The sequence below is a fragment of the Staphylococcus sp. 191 genome (assembly GCF_011174885.1).
GTDB classification, from domain to species: Bacteria; Bacillota; Bacilli; order Staphylococcales; family Staphylococcaceae; genus Staphylococcus; species Staphylococcus coagulans.
In genome coordinates, this window is record NZ_PNRJ01000001.1 from 86673 (window position 1) to 107597 (window position 20925).

At 35.6% G+C, this 20925-nt stretch carries 13 protein-coding genes; 10 read left to right on the top strand and 3 right to left on the bottom strand.

What is annotated here, in order from left to right; all coding sequences use genetic code 11:
• Positions 1-9: 9 nt before the first annotated feature.
• Positions 10-375: a large conductance mechanosensitive channel protein MscL gene (gene mscL, locus C1H58_RS00375; RefSeq protein WP_165544969.1), complete on the bottom strand. Its 366-nt coding sequence runs from the start codon at positions 373-375 to the stop codon at positions 10-12.
• Positions 376-607: 232 nt separating this feature from the next.
• On the opposite strand from mscL, the gene C1H58_RS00380 reads away from it, so the two are divergent.
• From C1H58_RS00380 to menI, 3 genes are all read left to right on the top strand, one after another.
• Positions 608-2242 carry a BCCT family transporter gene (locus C1H58_RS00380; protein ID WP_050331044.1) on the top strand — a complete coding sequence of 545 codons (1635 nt, stop codon included), beginning with the start codon at positions 608-610 and terminating at the stop codon, positions 2240-2242.
• 275 nt (positions 2243-2517) lie between these two features.
• The gene (gene acnA / locus C1H58_RS00385) at positions 2518-5223 is read left to right on the top strand and encodes an aconitate hydratase AcnA (protein ID WP_165544970.1); all 2706 of its coding nucleotides are present in this window, start codon (positions 2518-2520) and stop codon (positions 5221-5223) included.
• Positions 5224-5450: 227 nt separating this feature from the next.
• A complete protein-coding gene (gene menI, locus C1H58_RS00390) occupies positions 5451-5915 on the top strand; it encodes a 1,4-dihydroxy-2-naphthoyl-CoA hydrolase MenI (protein ID WP_050331041.1) in 465 nt (154 codons plus the stop codon).
• Positions 5916-6104: 189 nt separating this feature from the next.
• Here menI and C1H58_RS00395 read toward each other — a convergent pair whose 3' ends face one another.
• Together C1H58_RS00395 and plsY are read right to left on the bottom strand one after the other, a co-directional pair.
• Positions 6105-6410 (bottom strand): HesB/YadR/YfhF family protein, encoded by a 306-nt coding sequence (locus C1H58_RS00395; RefSeq protein ID WP_016425014.1) that lies wholly within the window; start codon positions 6408-6410, stop codon positions 6105-6107.
• 81 nt (positions 6411-6491) lie between these two features.
• Positions 6492-7073 carry a glycerol-3-phosphate 1-O-acyltransferase PlsY gene (plsY, locus tag C1H58_RS00400; RefSeq protein ID WP_016425015.1) on the bottom strand — a complete coding sequence of 194 codons (582 nt, stop codon included), beginning with the start codon at positions 7071-7073 and terminating at the stop codon, positions 6492-6494.
• 291 nt (positions 7074-7364) lie between these two features.
• On the opposite strand from plsY, the gene parE reads away from it, so the two are divergent.
• The 7 genes from parE to mprF all read left to right on the top strand — a co-directional run bounded on the left by parE (position 7365) and on the right by mprF (position 20812).
• The gene (gene parE, locus C1H58_RS00405; protein WP_050331040.1) at positions 7365-9362 is read left to right on the top strand and encodes a DNA topoisomerase IV subunit B; all 1998 of its coding nucleotides are present in this window, start codon (positions 7365-7367) and stop codon (positions 9360-9362) included.
• Positions 9362-11773 carry a DNA topoisomerase IV subunit A gene (parC, locus tag C1H58_RS00410; RefSeq protein ID WP_103356193.1) on the top strand — a complete coding sequence of 804 codons (2412 nt, stop codon included), beginning with the start codon at positions 9362-9364 and terminating at the stop codon, positions 11771-11773. Before parE ends, parC begins: the two co-directional genes overlap by 1 nt.
• 106 nt (positions 11774-11879) lie before the next feature.
• Positions 11880-13343 carry a glutamine transporter AlsT gene (alsT, locus tag C1H58_RS00415; protein WP_050345659.1) on the top strand — a complete coding sequence of 488 codons (1464 nt, stop codon included), beginning with the start codon at positions 11880-11882 and terminating at the stop codon, positions 13341-13343.
• A 205-nt stretch (positions 13344-13548) separates the two neighbouring features.
• The gene (gene glcT, locus C1H58_RS00420) at positions 13549-14400 is read left to right on the top strand and encodes a glucose PTS transporter transcription antiterminator GlcT (protein WP_165544971.1); all 852 of its coding nucleotides are present in this window, start codon (positions 13549-13551) and stop codon (positions 14398-14400) included.
• 129 nt (positions 14401-14529) lie between these two features.
• Positions 14530-16566: a glucose-specific PTS transporter subunit IIBC gene (gene ptsG, locus C1H58_RS00425; protein ID WP_165544972.1), complete on the top strand. Its 2037-nt coding sequence runs from the start codon at positions 14530-14532 to the stop codon at positions 16564-16566.
• A gap of 432 nt (positions 16567-16998) precedes the next feature.
• Complete coding sequence (locus tag C1H58_RS00430) at positions 16999-18204, top strand: AI-2E family transporter (RefSeq protein WP_165544973.1); 1206 nt, start codon at positions 16999-17001, stop codon at positions 18202-18204.
• Between the two features lie 85 nt (positions 18205-18289).
• Complete coding sequence (gene mprF, locus C1H58_RS00435; protein ID WP_165544974.1) at positions 18290-20812, top strand: bifunctional lysylphosphatidylglycerol flippase/synthetase MprF; 2523 nt, start codon at positions 18290-18292, stop codon at positions 20810-20812.
• Positions 20813-20925: the final 113 nt, after the last annotated feature.

A 20925-nucleotide genomic window follows, 5' to 3' on the forward strand; every position in this document is an offset into this window, starting at 1 on the left:
AATGCGCGCTTATTTTTGATTTTGACGTAATAAATCACGGATTTCAGTTAAGAGTACAGTGTTTTCTTCGATAGCTTCTTCCTCTTCTTCTACTTTCGGTTTTACAAGCGTATTTGCAATTTTAACAAAGATAAATAATGCAAAAGCGATGATAATAAAGTCAATAATAGATTGAATAAATATACCATACTTGATACCGAACGCTGCCCAATTTTTAGCGAAATCAACTTCGCCAAATAGTAATCCAATTAAAGGCATAATGATGTTTTCGACTAATGATGACACGATTTTGTTGAAAGCAGCGCCCATTACAACCGCAACGGCTAAATCAAGAACATTACCTTTTAATGCAAACGCTTTAAATTCTTTTAACATGACGTTTTCCCCTCCAAATAAACAAATTTAATGGCACACTGATTATACATTACTCATAAAATATTGCAACATTTAATTAATAAAGAAATTGATATGATTCTTAGTTCGTTGATTATACGATAATGTTTTGTTATTGTATATATGTTGATTGCGCTTTAAAATATTTGTACATTGTTAATATAAAGTGCGTGATTATTTAAAATTTAATATATGAAAGGGAGTATGTTATTTTATGAGTTCTTCAACTCCAGAACCAAATGGTAAGAAGTTTTCTCCGGTATTCCTGATTAGTGCAATTATTGTTTTTGCCATTGTATTAGTCGGTGTATTCATCCCAACGCAGTTTGGTGAATTTACGAATACGATAAAACTTTGGATTACAGATAAACTGGGTTGGTACTATCTTATTTTAACGACGATTATCGTATTCTTCTGTATCTTCTTAATCTTCAGCCCTATAGGGAAATTGAAGTTAGGTCGACCACACGATAAACCGGAATTCAACACAATTTCTTGGTTTGCGATGTTATTCAGCGCGGGAATGGGGATTGGATTAGTCTTTTATGGTGCAGCAGAGCCAATTTCTCATTTTGCGGCACCACCTAACGCTGATCCGAAATCAACGGAAGCATTTACTGAATCATTACGCGCGACGTTCTTTCATTGGGGATTCCATGCATGGGCAGTATATGGTGTTGTCGCACTTGCATTAGCTTATGCGCAATTTAGAAAAGGTGAACCGGGCTTATTATCTAAAACATTACGTCCCATTTTAGGGGATCATGTAGATGGTCTCGTTGGTACGATCATTGATGTTCTAGCCGTATTTGCGACAGTTATTGGGGTAGCCGTTTCTCTAGGTATGGGTGCACTTCAAATCTCAGGTGGTTTACATTACCTATTCGGCACGCCTAACAATATTGTTACGCAATCTATTATCATTGTTGTCGTAACGATTTTATTTATTATGAGTGCTTGGTCCGGTTTAAGTAAAGGAATTCAATACTTAAGTAACTTGAATATCGGTTTAGGGACTTTATTATTGATTGCCGGATTAATTGTAGGACCGACAATCTTAATCTTAAACATGTTTACAAGTTCAACAGGAAGCTTATTAAATTCTTTCTTATTTAACAGTTTTGATGCAGCACCAACAAATCCTCAAAAACGTGAATGGATGACAAATTGGACACTTTACTATTGGGGCTGGTGGCTAAGCTGGAGCCCGTTCGTAGGTGTATTTATTGCACGTGTTTCAAAAGGGCGTTCAATTCGAGAATTTATTTCAGGGGTACTGTTAGTGCCTGTTATTGTAAGTTTCGTTTGGTTTAGTGTGTTTGGCGTTTTAGGTATTGAAACGGCTAAAAAACATACAGAAATTTTCAAAATGTCACCTGAAACACAGCTTTTCGGTGTCTTTCATCATGTGCCATTAGGCATGGTGCTTTCAATCATCGCACTACTTTTAATTGCGTCATTCTTTATTACATCAGCTGACTCAGCAACATTTGTGCTAGGTATGCAGACGACATACGGTTCACTCAATCCAAGTGCTGTTGTTAAAGTGACTTGGGGTGTTGCACAATCACTTATCGCATTTGTGTTATTATTATCTGGCGGAGGCGATGGTGCGGCAGGATTAAATGCGTTGCAAAGTGCAGCGATTATTAGTGCTTTGCCGTTCTCATTGATTGTCATCCTGATGATGATTAGTTTCTATAAAGATGCGAATAAAGAGCGTAAGTTCTTGGGATTAACATTAACACCTAATAAGCATCGTTTGAAAGAATATGTCGCAAGTTCACAACAAGATTATGAAGAAGAATTAATTTCAAAACGTAAAGCGTTGCGAGATCAAGAAAAATAAATTTATTTAATTAAAAGACAGGTTTCAATTCACTGAAATGAAAATACAGTGAATTGACCTGTCTTTTTTTATTGACCAATACTTGATTGAAAATCATTCTCAATTAATAATATATACTTATTACACCTGATGAAAGTCATAAGTTTTAGTTATAATAACCGATTAGAAAGTCAAAACTTCAAAACCCCAGTTTTAATCATCATTTAGTTGTTTTCATAAAGCGTTAATTATACAATTAAATCAACGGCATATAAAAATATCAGGGGGGATATTCGATGGCTTCAAAATTAAAAGAACAAGCTAAAAAGTCATTTCAATTAAACGGAAAAAACTTAACGTACTATGATTTGAAAACGTTAGAAGAACAAGGACTTACTCAAGTAAGTCGCTTACCATATTCTATTCGTGTATTACTTGAATCAGTATTGCGTCAAGAAGATGGTTTTGTTATTACAGACGAACATATTAAAGCGCTTTCAACATTTGGTAAAGAAAATAGTAAAGGTGAAGTGCCATTCAAACCTTCACGTGTTATTTTACAAGACTTTACAGGTGTACCAGCGGTTGTAGACTTAGCTTCTTTACGTAAAGCAATGGACGATGTCGGTGGAGACTTGTCTAAAATCAACCCAGAAGTTCCAGTAGACCTAGTGATTGACCACTCTGTACAAGTTGATAGTTACGCAAATCCAGAAGCTTTAGAGCGCAACATGAAATTAGAATTCGAACGTAACTATGAGCGTTATCAATTTTTGAACTGGGCTACTAAAGCGTTTAAAAATTATAATGCTGTACCTCCAGCAACAGGGATTGTACATCAAGTTAACTTGGAATATTTAGCTAATGTTGTTCATGTACGTGAAGAAAATGGGGAAGACGTTGCATTTCCAGATACATTAGTGGGAACTGACTCACATACTACAATGATTAACGGCCTTGGCGTTTTAGGTTGGGGTGTCGGTGGAATCGAAGCAGAAGCGGGCATGCTCGGTCAGCCATCATACTTCCCAATTCCTGAAGTTATTGGTGTACGTTTATCCAATGAACTGCCTCAAGGTGCAAATGCGACAGACTTAGCATTACGCGTAACAGAGTTATTACGTAAAAAAGGGGTAGTAGGTAAATTTGTTGAATTTTTCGGTCCAGGTGTAGATAAATTACCTTTAGCTGACCGTGCAACAATTGCCAACATGGCTCCAGAATACGGAGCAACTTGTGGTTTCTTCCCTGTTGATGACGAAACGTTAAAATATTTACGTTTAACAGGTCGCTCTGATGAACATATTGAAACAGTTGAAAAGTATTTAAAACAAAATCATCTGTTCTTTGATGTAAATGAAGAGCCAAATTATACAGACGTAGTGGAACTTGATTTATCTACAGTTGAGGCTTCATTGTCGGGTCCAAAACGTCCACAAGATTTAATTTTCTTAAGCGATATGAAAAAAGAGTTCGAAAAATCAGTGACTGCACCTGCAGGTAACCAAGGTCATGGTTTAGATGCATCAGAATTCGATAAAAAGGCAACAATCGAATTTAAAGATGGTTCAACAACTGAAATGACGACGGGCGACATTGCGATTGCAGCGATCACTTCTTGTACAAATACCTCTAACCCTTATGTGATGTTAGGTGCTGGGTTATTAGCTAAAAAAGCAGTTGAAAAAGGACTAGAAGTTCCAGCCTATGTTAAAACTTCTTTAGCACCGGGTTCTAAAGTTGTAACAGGTTATTTGCGGGACTCAGGTTTACAAAGCTATTTAGACAAGCTTGGTTTCAACTTAGTCGGTTATGGCTGTACAACATGTATTGGTAACTCAGGTCCACTATTAGAAGAAATTGAAAAAGCTGTTGCTAAAGAAGATTTATTAGTGACTTCTGTATTATCAGGTAACCGTAACTTTGAAGGACGTATCCATCCACTTGTTAAAGCGAACTATTTAGCTTCGCCACCATTAGTTGTGGCATATGCTTTAGCGGGAACTGTTGATATTGATTTACACAAAGAAGCTTTAGGTCAAGATGCACAAGGAAATGATGTATTCTTGAAAGATATTTGGCCTTCTATTCAAGAAGTAGCAGATGCTGTAGAAAGCGTTGTTACACCAGAATTGTTTAAAGAAGAATATAAGAGTGTTTATGATAACAACGAATTATGGAACCAAATCGATACGACAGATCAACCATTGTATGATTTTGATCCTGAATCAACGTACATTCAAAATCCAACATTCTTCCAAGGATTATCTAAAGAACCAGGTCACATTGAACCATTAAAAGATTTACGTGTCATGGGTAAATTTGGCGATTCGGTTACAACTGACCATATCTCTCCGGCAGGGGCAATTGGTAAAGATACGCCAGCAGGACATTACTTAACAGAAAATGGTGTTTCTCCACGTGACTTTAACTCTTATGGTTCTCGTCGTGGTAACCACGAAGTCATGGTTCGTGGTACATTTGCCAACATTCGTATTAAAAACCAATTAGCACCAGGAACAGAAGGTGGCTTCACAACATATTGGCCAACTGGAGAAGTAATGCCAATATTTGATGCAGCTATGAAATATAAAGAAGATGGCACTGGCCTTGTTGTATTAGCAGGTAACGACTATGGTATGGGCTCATCTCGTGACTGGGCTGCGAAAGGTACAAACTTATTAGGTGTAAAAACAGTTATTGCACAAAGTTATGAGCGTATTCATCGTTCTAACTTAGTCATGATGGGTGTTTTACCATTACAATTTAAGCAAGGTGAATCAGCGGATACGTTAGGTTTAGATGGTAAAGAAACGATTTCAGTTGAAGTTAGCGAATCTGTTCAACCTCGAGATACAGTGAAAGTGACTGCAACGAAAGAAGATGGTTCTACAGTTGAGTTCGAAGCCATTGCACGTTTCGATTCTAATGTAGAAATTGATTACTATCGTCATGGCGGTATTTTACAACTTGTTTTACGTAAAAAATTAGCTTCTTCATAAGGTGATTTAAGCAATTTTAGAAAATGTGATAATTTTATTTTGCTTTAATGAATAGCTAAGAAAATATTATATCAAGTCCGGTCATTTTGATGTACCGGGCTTTCTTTTTTTGAAATGAAGAGGTTAATATCCTTTTTACATCTATTGCAGAATTCATTATAAGTTTCTGGGTTGTTTTTTTATGGTAAAATGAGTGGCATGAGCGCTAAGAGAAAGAAGGTAAAATAATGATCTACGCATTAACTGAAATCGAAGCACGCTATCAAGAGACAGACCAAATGGGTGTGATTTACCATGGTAACTATGCGACATGGTTTGAAGTTGCACGTACAGACTACATACGTAAACTCGGCTTAGACTATGTGGAAATGGAAGAGGCGGGGATTGTTTCTCCTGTAACAGAACTCAATATTAATTATAAAAAGAGTATTGGTTATCCAGAAAAAGTAACAATTAAAACATGGGTATCTAAATTTTCAAAATTACGCTCTCGTTATCAATATGAAGTTTATAATGAAAACGGTGAACTTGCGACTACGGGTTACACAGATAATGTCATTATCACTAAAAATGAAGGCAAACCTGTTCGTTTAGATAGAGCTTTTCCAAATTGGTATGAAGTTTATCATGAAGTTCAGCAAAGAAATGAAGCAGGTGAAGAGTTAGAAGTCACACAAGATTCAACTATTTAAAAACATCAATTTGTTTTTATCATCTCGTTTGTGCATTAGCATATTATGTGTCAAATGAGGTTGTTAAAATTTATAGTAATGATTATTGTTGTCTTAATTATTTCGTCATAGAAATTGTTTCAACGTAATCATCAAAAAAATCGAGGTTAGGAAATTACGATTCCACCTCGATTTTTGTTGTTAATTCAATTATGATTCAATAAGTTCAGCTTCATAGAGTACATCATCATTTTTAATATCTACTTTTATATGATGATCTTCAAAATACCAAACATCTTTTTCTGCTACGATGACATGTATGCCATCAAACTTTTCTTCGTATCCAATTTCATCTATATCACGTGTGTAATCTACATTAAAAGCTGGGCTAAATCCTTGTTTTAATTGGAACTCCCCACCATAGCGAACAAAGAACCGTAACACTTTTCCGTCTTCTGGTAAGTCAAGTTCATCTTTAAACCAAGTAATGGCATCATTCGTAAATTCTATTTTCATATTGAATTCTCCTCCCAGTATAAGGATATGATTTGTTTACCTTATTTTAATGGGTTTTAAACTAAATTCAAATATTAAGTATTACATCCATTTGATTTTAGGTTCAGTGCCTTTAATAATGCGTTTAATATTACTACTATGTCGATAAATGAGTAAAACTGAAACAGCGATGCTCGTTATTAATAATACATAATCACTAATGAAAAATGAGCCGATCACACAGCAAATTGCTGCAATGATACTTGATAATGAAACATATTTTGTTAATTTTAAAATGATAAAGAAAATCAAAGCAAGTATTAATAGTAAAATCGGATTAACAGCGAGTAGGACACCGGCACTTGTCGCTACTGCTTTTCCCCCTCTGAATTTCAAGTAGATAGGGTAAACATGACCGATAATTGCAAAAATTCCTACGAGTAAACCGTGTATTTCCACATTGAATAATGCTGGAAGGAATACAACGATGAACCCTTTAAATATATCAAAAAATGTGACAGCAAACCCAGCTGGTTTACCTAGTACACGGAAACTGTTTGTTGCACCTGTATTGCCGCTCCCATATTCCCTAATATCTTTTTTAAAGAAAATCTTCCCAATTAAATAACCACTTGGAATAGAACCAATTAAATAACTTGCAATGAATAGTAGGGCTATCACCATAAGTATTCACATCCTTTTAGTACCTGCTCTTATTTTAACATAATTTCACAAAGAGTCATGTATTTTTATAGTCGTTTCTGCACATTTAATCAAAAGTCGGACTAAAAAAATGGCAATAAATCCTTGTTTTTTTGACATATTCCCTAATTTCTAAATAGATGACAGGATTGATAAAAATAATATTTATTTTAGTCATGATATAGATTCGCGCTTGCATTTTCAATGATTTTATATAAGAATAGCTATTGTATAGTTTGATGAACGAACGTATGTTTGTAGGAGGGGAATTGAGTGTCTGCAAAGAAAGTTAATAATTACTCGGATGATGCAATTCAAGTACTTGAAGGACTTGAAGCTGTAAGAAAAAGACCGGGGATGTATATAGGATCTACAGATAAGCGTGGTTTACACCATTTAGTATATGAAGTCGTTGATAACTCTGTTGATGAAATTTTAAATGGTTATGGTGACGAAATTAACGTCACAATCAATGCAGATGAAAGTATTACTGTAGCCGATAATGGACGTGGCATGCCAACAGGAACACATCGTTCTGGCAAGCCTACTGTCGAAGTGATATTCACAGTGCTACATGCCGGCGGGAAATTTGGACAAGGTGGTTATAAAACATCTGGTGGCTTGCATGGTGTAGGGGCGTCAGTTGTGAATGCGTTAAGTGAATCGCTCAGCGTTGAAATTCATCGTGACGGAAAAATTTTTGAGCAACACTTCGCCCATGGAGGTGTGCCGCAGACAAAATTAGTTCAAAAAGGCACAACGAAAAAGACAGGAACAAAAGTGACATTCAAACCGGATTCTGAAATCTTTAAAAATGCTACGAGCTTTAATTTTGATACGTTAAGTGAACGTTTGCAAGAATCTGCCTTTTTATTACAAGGATTAAAGATTACATTGGATGATCAACGTAAAGGAAAAGAACGCAGCGAAATTTACCATTATGAAGAAGGGATTAAAGCTTTTGTAAGCTATGTGAATGAAGGCAAAGAAGTCTTACATGATGTGGCTTTATTTCAAGGAACAGCGAATGAAATTGAAGTGGATGTCTCTTTTCAATACAACGATCAATATTCTGAAAGTATTATGAGCTTTGTTAACAACGTCCGTACGAAAGATGGTGGTACACACGAGGTGGGCTTTAAAACAGCTATGACACGTGTGTTTAATGATTATGCGCGACGTATTGGTGATTTAAAAGCAAAAGATAAAAATTTGGAAGGTAATGATATTCGTGAAGGCTTAACTGCGATTATTTCTGTACGAATACCTGAGCATTTATTGCAATTTGAAGGACAGACAAAATCAAAGTTAGGTACGCCCGAAGCAAGAAGTGCGGTTGATGCTGTCGTTTCTGAAAAGTTACCATATTACTTAGAAGAAAAAGGACAATTGTCAAAATCGTTAGTTAAAAAAGCGATTAAGGCACAACAAGCAAGAGAAGCAGCACGTAAAGCGAGAGAAGAAGCGAGAACAGGTAAAAAGAATAAACGTAAAGATACATTATTGTCTGGTAAGTTAACGCCAGCACAGAGTAAAAACACTGAGAAAAATGAACTTTATCTTGTCGAAGGAGATTCTGCAGGGGGCTCTGCTAAACTTGGACGTGATCGTAAATTTCAAGCTATTTTACCTTTGCGAGGTAAAGTTATTAATACAGAAAAAGCCAAGTTAGAAGACATCTTCAAAAACGAAGAAATCAATACGATCATCCATACAATTGGTGCTGGCGTCGGTAATGATTTTAGTTTAGAAGATAGTAATTATAACCGCGTCATTATTATGACTGATGCGGATACGGATGGTGCCCACATACAAGTACTGCTCCTGACATTTTTCTTTAAGTATATGCGACCGCTTGTAGCAGCAGGACGTGTGTATATTGCGTTACCACCGCTTTATAAGTTGGAAAAAGGTAAAGGTAAAAATAAACAGGTCTCATATGCATGGACAGATGAAGAGCTAGAAAAATTACAACAAGAGATGGGTAAAGGTTTTATTTTACAGCGTTATAAAGGTTTAGGTGAGATGAATCCAGACCAGTTGTGGGAAACAACGATGAATCCAGAGACAAGAACGTTGATTCGTGTTCAAATTGATGATGAGGTGCGTTCATCTAAACGTGTTTCAACATTAATGGGTGATAAAGTTGCGCCACGTAGAGATTGGATTGAACGTCATGTTCAATTTGGAATGCAGGAAGATCAAAGCATTTTAGAAAATGATGAGATTCAAGTTTTGTCAGACCAGACAGTTGAAGAGGAGGATGCATAATGAGTGAAATCATCCAAAATTTACCTTTAGAGGATGTTATTGGAGATCGATTCGGTCGTTATAGTAAATACATTATTCAAGAGCGTGCTTTACCTGATGTACGTGACGGATTAAAACCAGTACAGCGACGTATCCTTTATTCGATGTATTCTAACGGCAATACGTATGACAAACATTTTCGAAAAAGTGCTAAAACAGTCGGTGATGTGATAGGTCAATTACATCCACACGGCGATAGCTCTGTGTATGATGCTATGGTACGTTTGAGCCAAGACTGGAAATTACGCCATGTATTAGTTGAGATGCATGGGAATAACGGTAGTATTGATAATGACCCGCCTGCAGCGATGCGTTATACTGAAGCGAAATTGAGTCAGCTTTCTGAACAAATCTTGCGTGATATTCATAAAGATACAGTGGATTTTGTTCCGAACTATGATGATACTGAAATGGAGCCTATGGTATTACCGGCACGTTTTCCAAATCTATTGGTCAACGGCTCAACAGGTATTTCTGCAGGTTATGCCACGGATATTCCACCACATAATTTAGCAGAAGTGATTACAGCGACGTTAAAGTATATCGATCATCCTAATATTACAGTGAATCAGTTAATGAAACATATTAAAGGCCCTGATTTTCCTACTGGTGGTATAGTACAAGGGATTGACGGTATTAAAAAAGCTTATGAGACAGGTAAAGGCAAGGTTGTTGTCCGTGCGAAGACTGAAACTGAAACGTTGAGAAATGGACGTCACCAAATTGTTGTTACCGAAATTCCTTATGAAGTGAATAAAAGCAGTCTCGTTAAAAAAATAGATGAGCTTCGTGCTGATAAAAAAGTCGACGGCATCGTTGAAGTACGTGACGAAACGGATCGAAGCGGTCTTCGAATTGCAATCGAACTTAAAAAAGATGTCAATGCGACTTCAGTGTTAAACTTTTTATTTAAAAATACGGACTTACAGGTTGCATATAATTTCAATATGGTTGCCATACGCGAAGGGCGTCCACAATTAATGGGTATTAAATCGATTATCGATAGTTATTTAAACCATCAAATCGAAGTCGTGAGTCGACGTACACGTTATGATTTGAAACATACGGAAGAGAGAATGCATATTGTAGAAGGACTAATGAAAGCTTTATCGATTTTAGATGAAGTGATTGCGTTAATTAGAAATTCAAAAAATAAGCGTGATGCTAAAGATAATTTAGTTGAAAAATACGATTTTACAGAAGCTCAAGCTGAAGCGATTGTGATGTTGCAATTATATCGCCTTACAAATACGGACATTGTGGCACTTCAAGAAGAACATGCAGAGTTAAAAGAAAAAATTGATGCGTTACGCCACATTCTGGATCACCATGATGCATTGTTAAATGTCATTAAAGAAGAACTTACAGCGATTAAAAAGCAATTTAAATCACCACGTCTCTCAGTGATTGAAGAAAAAATAGCAGAAATCAAAATCGACAAAGAAGTCATTGTACCGAGTGAAACTGTCATGTTGAGTATGACGCAAGAAGGCTACATTAAAAGAACATCATTACGTAGTTTCAATGCAAGTGGTAAAGATGAAATCGGATTGAAAGAGCAAGATGGTGTACTTAAAATTTTAGAAGTCAATACGCAAGACAATGCGCTTGTTTTTACAAATAAAGGGCGTTACTTGTTCATTCCTGTTCATAAAATTGCAGATATCAAATGGAAAGATTTAGGACAACATGTTTCTCAGATTGTGCCGATTGATGAGGATGAGCGAGTTATTGACTGCTATGTTGTTTCTGAGTTCGATGATCAAAGTGCCATCATTACAGCGACACGTCAAGGTATGATTAAAAAAAGCTTGCTCTCTGGTTTTAAATCAACACGCACGAATAAACCACTCGTAGCAGCTAAAATTAAAGATGGCGATGAATTGATTTCAGTCATGCATGTGTCAACGAAGATACCTTCGCAATTGTTGACATTTTTAACTTTCAAAGGGATGTCACTCACATATGCACTTGAAGAATTACCTGATACGGGCTTACGTGCTGCAGGTGTTAAGGGAATTAATTTAAAAAATGATGACCATGTTGTGATGGTTAATACCGTTTCACCACAAGACACAATTTTAATTGCAACTCAGCGCGGTTCACTCAAGCGTATCGCTTTCAAAGTCTTACAACAAGCGAAACGTGCACAACGTGGGATTACACTGTTGAAAGAATTAAAAAAACAGCCACATCGTATTGTGTCAGCGCGCGTGTGCCAACCTGATCAAAGTCGCTACAAACTTATTTCTCAAAATGATACTTTTGAAGGCGAAATTAAAGATATTCATTTATCAGAGCAATATACAAACGGTAGCTTCGTTGTCGATACCACAGTATTTGGCGAGATAGAGAATCTATTTGTTGAATAAGCACTAAAAAATTTATAGTCACTGTTATACTTTGATGATAAAATGGGACTAGTTGTTTTAACTTGATTGTTTACATTTTGAAATTAAAAAGTAAAGAGGGATTTGTGTGAGAGATTTTGATAGTTTAATTCCGGGGTGGTTTAAGGCTTTTATTCATGTCGGGAATGATTTGATTTGGTCTCAGTATTTAATTGGTTTACTTTTAACAGCAGGTTTATTTTTCTCAATTAGTTCTAAGTTTGTTCAAATCAGATGGATTCCAGAAATGTTTAGAGCTTTAACTGAAAAATCGGAAACTTTAGACAGTGGTGAAAAAGGTATTTCACCATTCCAGGCTTTTGCAATCAGTGCGGGTTCTCGAGTGGGAACGGGTAATATCGCTGGTGTTGCAACTGCAATCGTATTAGGTGGCCCTGGTGCAGTTTTTTGGATGTGGATTATAGCAATCATAGGTGCAGCGAGTGCATTTATTGAAGCCACTTTAGCACAAGTATATAAAGTGCCAGATAAAGAAGGCGGTTTCCGTGGAGGCCCTGCATATTATATTACTAAAGGACTCAATCAACGTTGGTTAGGTGTTTTGTTTGCGATATTAATTACAATTACATTTGCATTTGTTTTTAATACAGTGCAATCCAATACAATTGCTGAATCGTTAAATACGCAATACAACGTAAGTCCTGTGATTACAGGGATAATTTTAGCAGTCATTACTGCGATTGTTATTTTTGGTGGTGTGCGTAGTATTGCAACATTATCATCATTTATCGTTCCGATTATGGCAATTATTTATATTTTCATGGTATTAATTATTTTATTATTAAACTTTGATCAAATCTTGCCAATGATTTCAACGATTATTAAAAGTGCTTTTGGTATTGATCAAGCAGCAGGTGGTGCTGTCGGATTTGCAGTATTACAGGGTGTTAAACGTGGCCTGTTTTCAAATGAGGCAGGTATGGGTTCAGCACCAAATGCTGCAGCAACAGCCGCAGTCTCACATCCGGTTAAGCAAGGATTAATTCAATCGCTCGGTGTATTTTTTGATACGATTTTAGTTTGTACTGCAACAGCGATTATGATTTTGTTATATACAGGTTTGAGGTTCGGTGAAGGTCAACCACAAGGTGTGGCTGTGACACAATCAGCATTGAACGAGCATTTAGGTAGTGCCGGTGGAATTTTCCTTACAGTAGCGATTACATTATTTGCTTTTTCATCTGTAATTGGTAACTACTATTATGGTCAATCCAATATCGAATTTTTATCGACAAATAAAATGGTACTTTTTGTATTTCGTTGTTTTGTTGTTTTACTTGTATTTGTTGGTGCAGTCGTTAAAACTGAGACGGTTTGGAATACTGCAGACGTCTTTATGGGATTAATGGCAATCGTTAATATCGTGGCGATCATTGGGCTTTCTAATATTGCTTTTGCAGTGATGAAAGATTATCAGAAGCAACGAAAAGCAGGGAAACGCCCGATTTTCAGACCAGAAGAATTAGAAATTAATTTATTTGGTATTGAATGTTGGGGTAACGAAATTCATAAAAATAAAAAACACGATTAGTTTCAATAAGGGCTGAGGCATGAATGTCTACAGCCCTTTATTATCAAAATTTTTAGTGTGGTGTAGATAAAAGCGAAGACGCTATTTTAAAATGGTATCGTATTAATCATTTAAACGTATCTTTTTGTGAATAAGCCATAATTTTGTGCTTTCCATCTTCGGTAATAAGCGGTATGATTTGAATTGGATGTAAGAGGTGAAGACAGTGAATCAATATACAATTAAAAAAGTCCTCAATAATAATGTACTCATTTGCCAACATCAACAATCTGAAGTGATTATCATCGGAAAAGGATTGGGGTTTAATAAAAAGCCAGGCATGACGATTCAGGATCAAGAAACGATTGAGAAAGTTTTCAAATTAGAAAGTAAATCTGAACAAGATCATTATAAAATGTTAATTGCCAACACTGATGAACGAGTGTTGCGTGTTGTCATTGACTCTGTTCAAATGATTATGACGCATTTTGATTTGAATCATGAAGAATCTTTTGTCGTTTCATTAACAGATCATTTGATTTTTGCATTAAAGCGCATGGAAAATGGGCAATTAATTACTAATCCATTTTTAAGCGAGACAAAATATAGTTATCCTGAAGCCTATCAAATTGCGAAAAAAGTGGTGACGCGAATCAACTTGCAACTGAATATTGATTTTCCGGAAGATGAAGTTGGTTTTATTGCACTTCATATCGCTTCGCAGATCAATGATGTTGAGTTTGGAGAAATGCAAACCGTGCCGAAATTAATTAATAATGCTATTCGAATGATTGAACATGATATGGGGATTGAAATTCCAGAAGCATCTATTCCATATCAACGTTTTGTAAGACATATCCATTTCTTGTTGCAACGGTTGAAAAAAGGTGAAGGCACAACCATTGAATTGAATTTTGAAAATCTATTGAAGGCACAATACCCGTTATGTTACAATATAGCTGTTAAAATAGTTAAAATGATTCAATCACAAATTGATGTTCGCGTCTATGAAGCTGAAGTGGCATACTTAACAATGCATATTCATCAGCTGTCGCTCGCGTCAAAAAAACAAGCATAAAAACGTGTTACTAAGTTAGATTAGGCATGAGTTTAAACATTGTGAACAGCTTTCACATGTCGTTGACTCATGCCTTTTTTTTATGTCGTTTGAAGTGTGATGTGTCATAAATATAGGGAGGTTTAAGTAGTGAGAAAAAAATTGTTTGGACAATTGCAACGTATTGGTAAAGCGTTAATGTTACCGGTTGCAATTTTACCAGCTGCAGGGTTACTCCTTGCATTTGGTGCAGCATTACAAGGTGATCAGTTACAATCGTATTTACCTTTTATTCAGAACCATGGTGTTCAAAATGTAGCTGAAATGATGGCTGCGGCGGGGAGTATTATCTTTGATAACTTGCCTATCATTTTTGCGATGGGTGTGGCCATTGGTTTAGCAGGTGGAGATGGTGTAGCTGCCATTGCCGCATTTGTAGGTTTTATTATTTTAAATAAAACGATGGGTGAATTTTTAGGTGTTACACCTGATAATGTTAGCGACACTGCAAAAGGTTATGCAAGTGTACTCGGTATTCCGACGCTACAAACAGGGGTTTTTGGTGGTATCATCATCGGTGCGCTTGCGGCTTGGTGTTACAACAAGTTTTATAATATTTCGCTACCATCATACTTAGGATTCTTTGCAGGTAAACGTTTTGTACCTATTATGATGGCAACTACATCATTTTTATTAGCATTTCCGATGGCATTAATTTGGCCTATTATTCAAAATGGGTTAAATGCTTTTAGTGAAGGGCTATTAGACTCAAATACAGGCTTAGCGGTATTCTTATTTGGATTTATTAAACGACTACTAATACCATTTGGTTTACACCATATTTTCCATGCACCATTCTGGTTTGAATTCGGGTCATATACAAACGGTGCAGGTCAAATTTTCCGTGGTGACCAACGTATCTTTATTGAACAAATCCGTGAAGGTGCGAACTTAACAGCAGGTAAGTTTATGCAAGGTGAGTTCCCAGTTATGATGTTCGGTTTACCGGCAGCTGCGTTAGCGATTTATCATACAGCTAAACCGGAGAACAAAAAAGTTGTAGCAGGTTTAATGGGCTCTGCTGCTTTAACATCATTTTTAACAGGTATTACAGAACCACTTGAATTTTCATTCTTATTCGTGGCACCTTTATTATTCTTTATTCATGCTGTATTAGACGGTTTCAGCTTTTTAATTTTATACTTACTTGACTTACATTTAGGTTATACATTCTCTGGTGGATTTATTGATTTCTTATTATTAGGTATTTTACCAAATCAAACGAAATGGTGGCTTGTTATACCAGTCGGCTTAGTGTATGCGGTGATTTACTACTTTGTGTTCCGCTTTCTTATCGTCAAGTTCAATTACAAAACACCTGGACGTGAAGATAAACAAACGAAAGCAACGACAACAGCAACAAGTGATTTACCTTATGAAGTTTTAGAAGCAATGGGTGATAAGGACAACATCAAGCATTTAGATGCATGTATCACGCGACTACGTGTAGAAGTGAATGATAAGTCTAAAGTAGACGTCGCACGTTTGAAAGATTTAGGTGCATCAGGTGTACTCGAAGTCGGTAATAATATGCAAGCGATATTTGGTCCAAAATCAGATCAAATTAAACATGAAATGCAACAAATTATGGACGGTAAAGTGGTCAGAGATCCTGTGACACTTGATGACAGTGATGAAACAGTTGTTGTGGATGGTTCACAATCAGATCTTGAAGTGACACATTCTGGTCTCGTATCTGCACCAATGAATGGTGAAATTGTGCCACTTTCAGAAGTGCCCGATCAAGTCTTTAGTGAGAAAATGATGGGTGAAGGTATTGCGATTCGTCCAAGTGAAGGTGAAATTTATGCACCATTTGATGGTAAAATTCAACTCGTATTCCCAACTAAGCATGCATTAGGCCTCGTTTCAGATAACGGTTTAGAATTGCTTATCCATGTTGGTTTAGATACGGTGAAGTTAAATGGTGAAGGCTTTACTGTTCATGTTGAAGAAGGGCAAGAAATTAAAGCAGGTGATCATTTAATGACTGTTGATTTAGAATTAATTAGAAAATCAGCGAAAAGTGATATTACACCAATCATTGTAACGCAATCTGAAATTAAACATCTTAATTTTACAGATGCGCAAACTGTTCAGCATGGTGACAAAATTTTTGAAATTTAACAGATAAGTTTGGGTTAAGGGTCAAGTTGCATTTGACTTGATGTCATTACTCGAAATTGCATATTAACAGATGCGTTAAGTAGAAATCGCTCTAAGATGGTATTTGATTATAATCATCTTAGAGCTTTTTTATGTTATCCATGAGCTTTTTTATGTTATCCATGTGATTTATTTTTCTATGGAAAATATCGTTCAACAGAAAATAATGTCCCATTATTTGAATTTTTCGGCTTAAGGTCTGAGGAGTATTGGCAATATTAATGGTATAATGGGGCGTATTAAGGGCATCGTTTGGGTAAAATTAAATTTAAAGACATGTTTACATATCATTGCGACAAATTTGTATGTTAGTTTGTTATTATAGATTTAAGTTTAAATTTTTGTGAAAAAGCGATAAACTATAACTAATTTCTAAAAGGCTTGGTGAAATCTATGACCGAACAGCAACAAAAAGATCAATTAGAACATCGAAATTTGAATATACATGAAAGTCGCTTTATGAAATTTTTCGGTGGCAAAGACTTAATTTTTGCATTATTGGTATTTATTTTAATTGGGGTTGTTATTTTTATATTTGATCGTGTATCTTATATTTTCCAACCCTTCATCATTATTTTTAATACTATAGCGGCGCCCATTATTATTGCGCTCATCCTATACTATTTGTTTAATCCGATTATCAATTTGATGGAACGTTATAATATTAATCGGATATGGGGCATTACAATATTATTTCTAGGTATCGTCGGTATTATTACTATTGTTGTTAATTTATTAATACCACTTGTCACGATTCAATTTGAACGCTTAATGCATAATTTTCCAAAGTACATTAGTAAACTCAGTTCTTTTGCCGATAATATGATGCACATTCCATTTTTGTCTGATTATTATTCGCAAATTGAAAAAACACTGCATGGTTTACAAGAAAAAATCCCAAGCTTAGCGGATGGTTTAAGTTCAAAAATACGTGTTTTTGCTGAAACCGTTGTGAATATCACAGTTGTCATTGTGACAGTTCCTTTTGTTCTATTTTTCATGTTAAAAGATGGACATCGCTTTAAAGAATTTTCTAACAGAATTGTCCCGCCAAAGTTTCGTAAAGATGTGCATGATTTATTAGATAAAATGAGTGAACAAGTAGGATCTTACATACAAGGACAAATTATTGTCTCTTTCTGTATAGGGGTTTTATTATTTATCGGTTACTCCATTATCGGCTTAGATTATGCTTTGATTTTGGCAAGTATAGCCGCAGTAACGAGTGTTGTTCCTTACTTAGGACCAACGATTGCGATTTCACCAGCGATTATTATTTCTATTATTACCTCTCCGTTTATGTTGGTAAAATTGATTGTTGTCTGGACTGCAGTTCAATTTATAGAAGGTCATTTTATTTCGCCAAATATTATGGGGAAAACACTTAAAATTCATCCGTTAACGATTATCTTTGTCCTTTTATCTGCAGGTAATCTTTTAGGAATTGTAGGAGTCATTTTAGGTATTCCAACCTATGCGATTATCAAAGTTTTAGTTTCTCACATTTTCTTATTATTCAAGCGTCGTTATAACAAATATTACGCTGATGATGCAGGTGGATACGAGATGCCTGAGGAAGAATATAATAAAGAACAATAAAAGGTAGAGGGATTGAGCAATCATAAAGTGTCTCAATCTCTTTTTCTAAGACATGGATTCACACTTAGAGAAAGGAACAGTTTGTATGATAAAACAAAAACATCACTTGCTTAAATATCTTAAAATTGCATTTATCATTTTTTTAATCACAACGATTACAGTGATTTTAGTCAAAGAACTTGCGGCTATTGATTTTAAGAAAGTCTTCCTATTATTCAATCATATTAGCCCAATGGAAATGATTATTCTCTTCTTATTAGGGGGAAGTTCAGTCATTTTGTTATCACTTTATGACGTGATTTTAACTAGTCGTTTTAAATTAGACCTTTCTCCTTTTAAAGCACTACGCGTCGGCTATATTATTAATGCGTTTAATAATATTATTGGATTCGGTGGTTTTATTGGCGCGAGTGTTCGTATGTGGTTTTATGGAAGTTATACAAATGAGCGTAAAAAACTCGTCCAATTTGTCTCTTATATGTTGACGTCGATGCTGACAGGTTTAAGTTTTTTGTCACTATTAATCGTGACACATGTGTTAGATGTTAGCTTTTTATACCGCACATCGATTTGGTTTACCGTCTTTTTATACGTTATCGCTTTTTTATTACCTGTATTTATCATTATTTCATGGATTTGGCCTATTGATCGTGCGGCACGTTGGTTAGGTTCTATCTTTACACTTGTGTCTAGCTCAGAATGGTTATTAGCAAGTATCGTTCTGTTCTGTGCATTCCAACTTGTAGGTGTGCACGTCTCTTATCCAGTGATTCTCAGTGTCTTTATTGTTGCGGCGATTTCAGGGCTTATTTCATTCATACCGGGTGGTTTCGGTGCATTTGATTTAATTGTTCTGTTAGGTCTACAACATTTAGGTATTGCGGAAGAAAAAGTTGTATTAGGGTTACTTTTATATCGTTTTGCATATTACTTCTTCCCATTATTAATTGCACTTGTGTTAACTGTTTTTGAATTTGGTTCACTTGCGAAGAAATATGTTTCTGAATCAAAATACTTTTTACCAGCAAAAGAGGTTTCAGGCTTTTTAATGTCTTTCCAAAAAGACTTTGTTGCGTTAGTGCCATCGTTTGCGTTGAGTATTCTAGTATTAATGATGAGTTCGATTTTATTTTTTAGTAACTTCTCCATTATATTCGATGCTTTAAATACGAAGCATCATACACTGTTTATTTTATTGTATATTTTAAATGTCAGTGCAAGTTTGATTTTACTGTTGAATTTACGTGGGATTATTGCTAGAAGTAAGCGATCGATATTGTTTGCGATTGTAGCACTCGTAATCTTATTATTATCTAATTTTTACGTCTACGGTGCGACGTTATTATTACTCGTTATCGCTTTAATACTTGCAGCGCTGATCTTTGCTTATCGTAAAGCACGTGTACTTAAACGACCGCTCCGTATTCAAAAATTAACGATTATTTTAGTCATTAGTGCGATTGTCCTTTATTTCAATCAGCTATTAGTGAAGCAATTTTTATACTTAATTGAAGTACAACCGCCTAAAATTGACTTTTTCTTATTACGTTCAACTTTTTGGTTGTCTGTCATTGGTATGACATTAATTGTTGTTGTCATTATTTATCTTTTCGAATGGAATTATCGTCGTCCTCGAGAACATCATGATAAAGAAGTGGCCAGTCAAATTTTGAAACAGTATGGTGGGCATTTATTAAGTCATTTATTATATAGTGGCGATAAGCTTGTATTTGTTAATGAACAACAAACGGCTTTCGTTATGTATCGGTATGACCGAAGTGCCTATATCATTTTAGGTGATCCTGTAGGTTTAGAATCAGATTTCCGTTCGTTGCTGACGGAGTTTTATGAGTATGCCACATATTTAGGTGGAGACGTTATTTTTTATCAAGTGTCTGAAGATTATTTGACGCTTTATCATGACTTTGGTAACCAATTCTTCAAATTGGGTGAAGAGGCGTTAATCAATGCTACAGACTTTACAGTTGCAGGTAAAAAACGGCGTGGTTTTAGAGCGACATTAAATAAACTTGAATCATTAGGTTATCAATTTGAAATTTTAGAGACGCCGTTAGACGATGAAACGTATGATCGATTGCATCAAATTAGTCGAGAGTGGCTAGGTCAGCAATCAGAGTTTTACTTTTCAGTAGGTCGATTCACGCCTGCTTATATTAACGCAGCGCCAGTTGGGGTGTTGAGAAATGAGGCGGGTCGTATTGATGCCTTTTGTACATTAATGCCTGTTGAAGGTGCAGACACCATTTCCGTCGATTTGATTCGTTGGGATAAATCATTAGGCTTACCTTTCATGGATGCGTTATATTTAAATATGATTTTATGGGCACAATCAGAAGGCTATTCACGTTTTAATATGGGGATGGCGACATTATCCAACGTTGGACAAGTGCCTTATGGTCATATTAGAGAGAAATTTGCAGGTCGCTTTTATGAACACTTTAATGGTTTGTATAGCTTCCAAGGTTTACGTCAATATAAAAGCAAGTTCAATCCAGATTGGGAGTCACGCTTTTTAGTGTATCATCGTGGTCAAAGTGTCTGGGAGAGTCTTATTAAAGTGACAAGAGTGATTCGACGTAAAAAATAATTGTAATTGAAAAATAAAAACACCGACAAAGTCATAAGTACTTTGTCGGTGTTTTGTGGTTTTAAATCAATCATGATGAGTCGGATATAAAAAAACTTTTATTCAAATTAGCA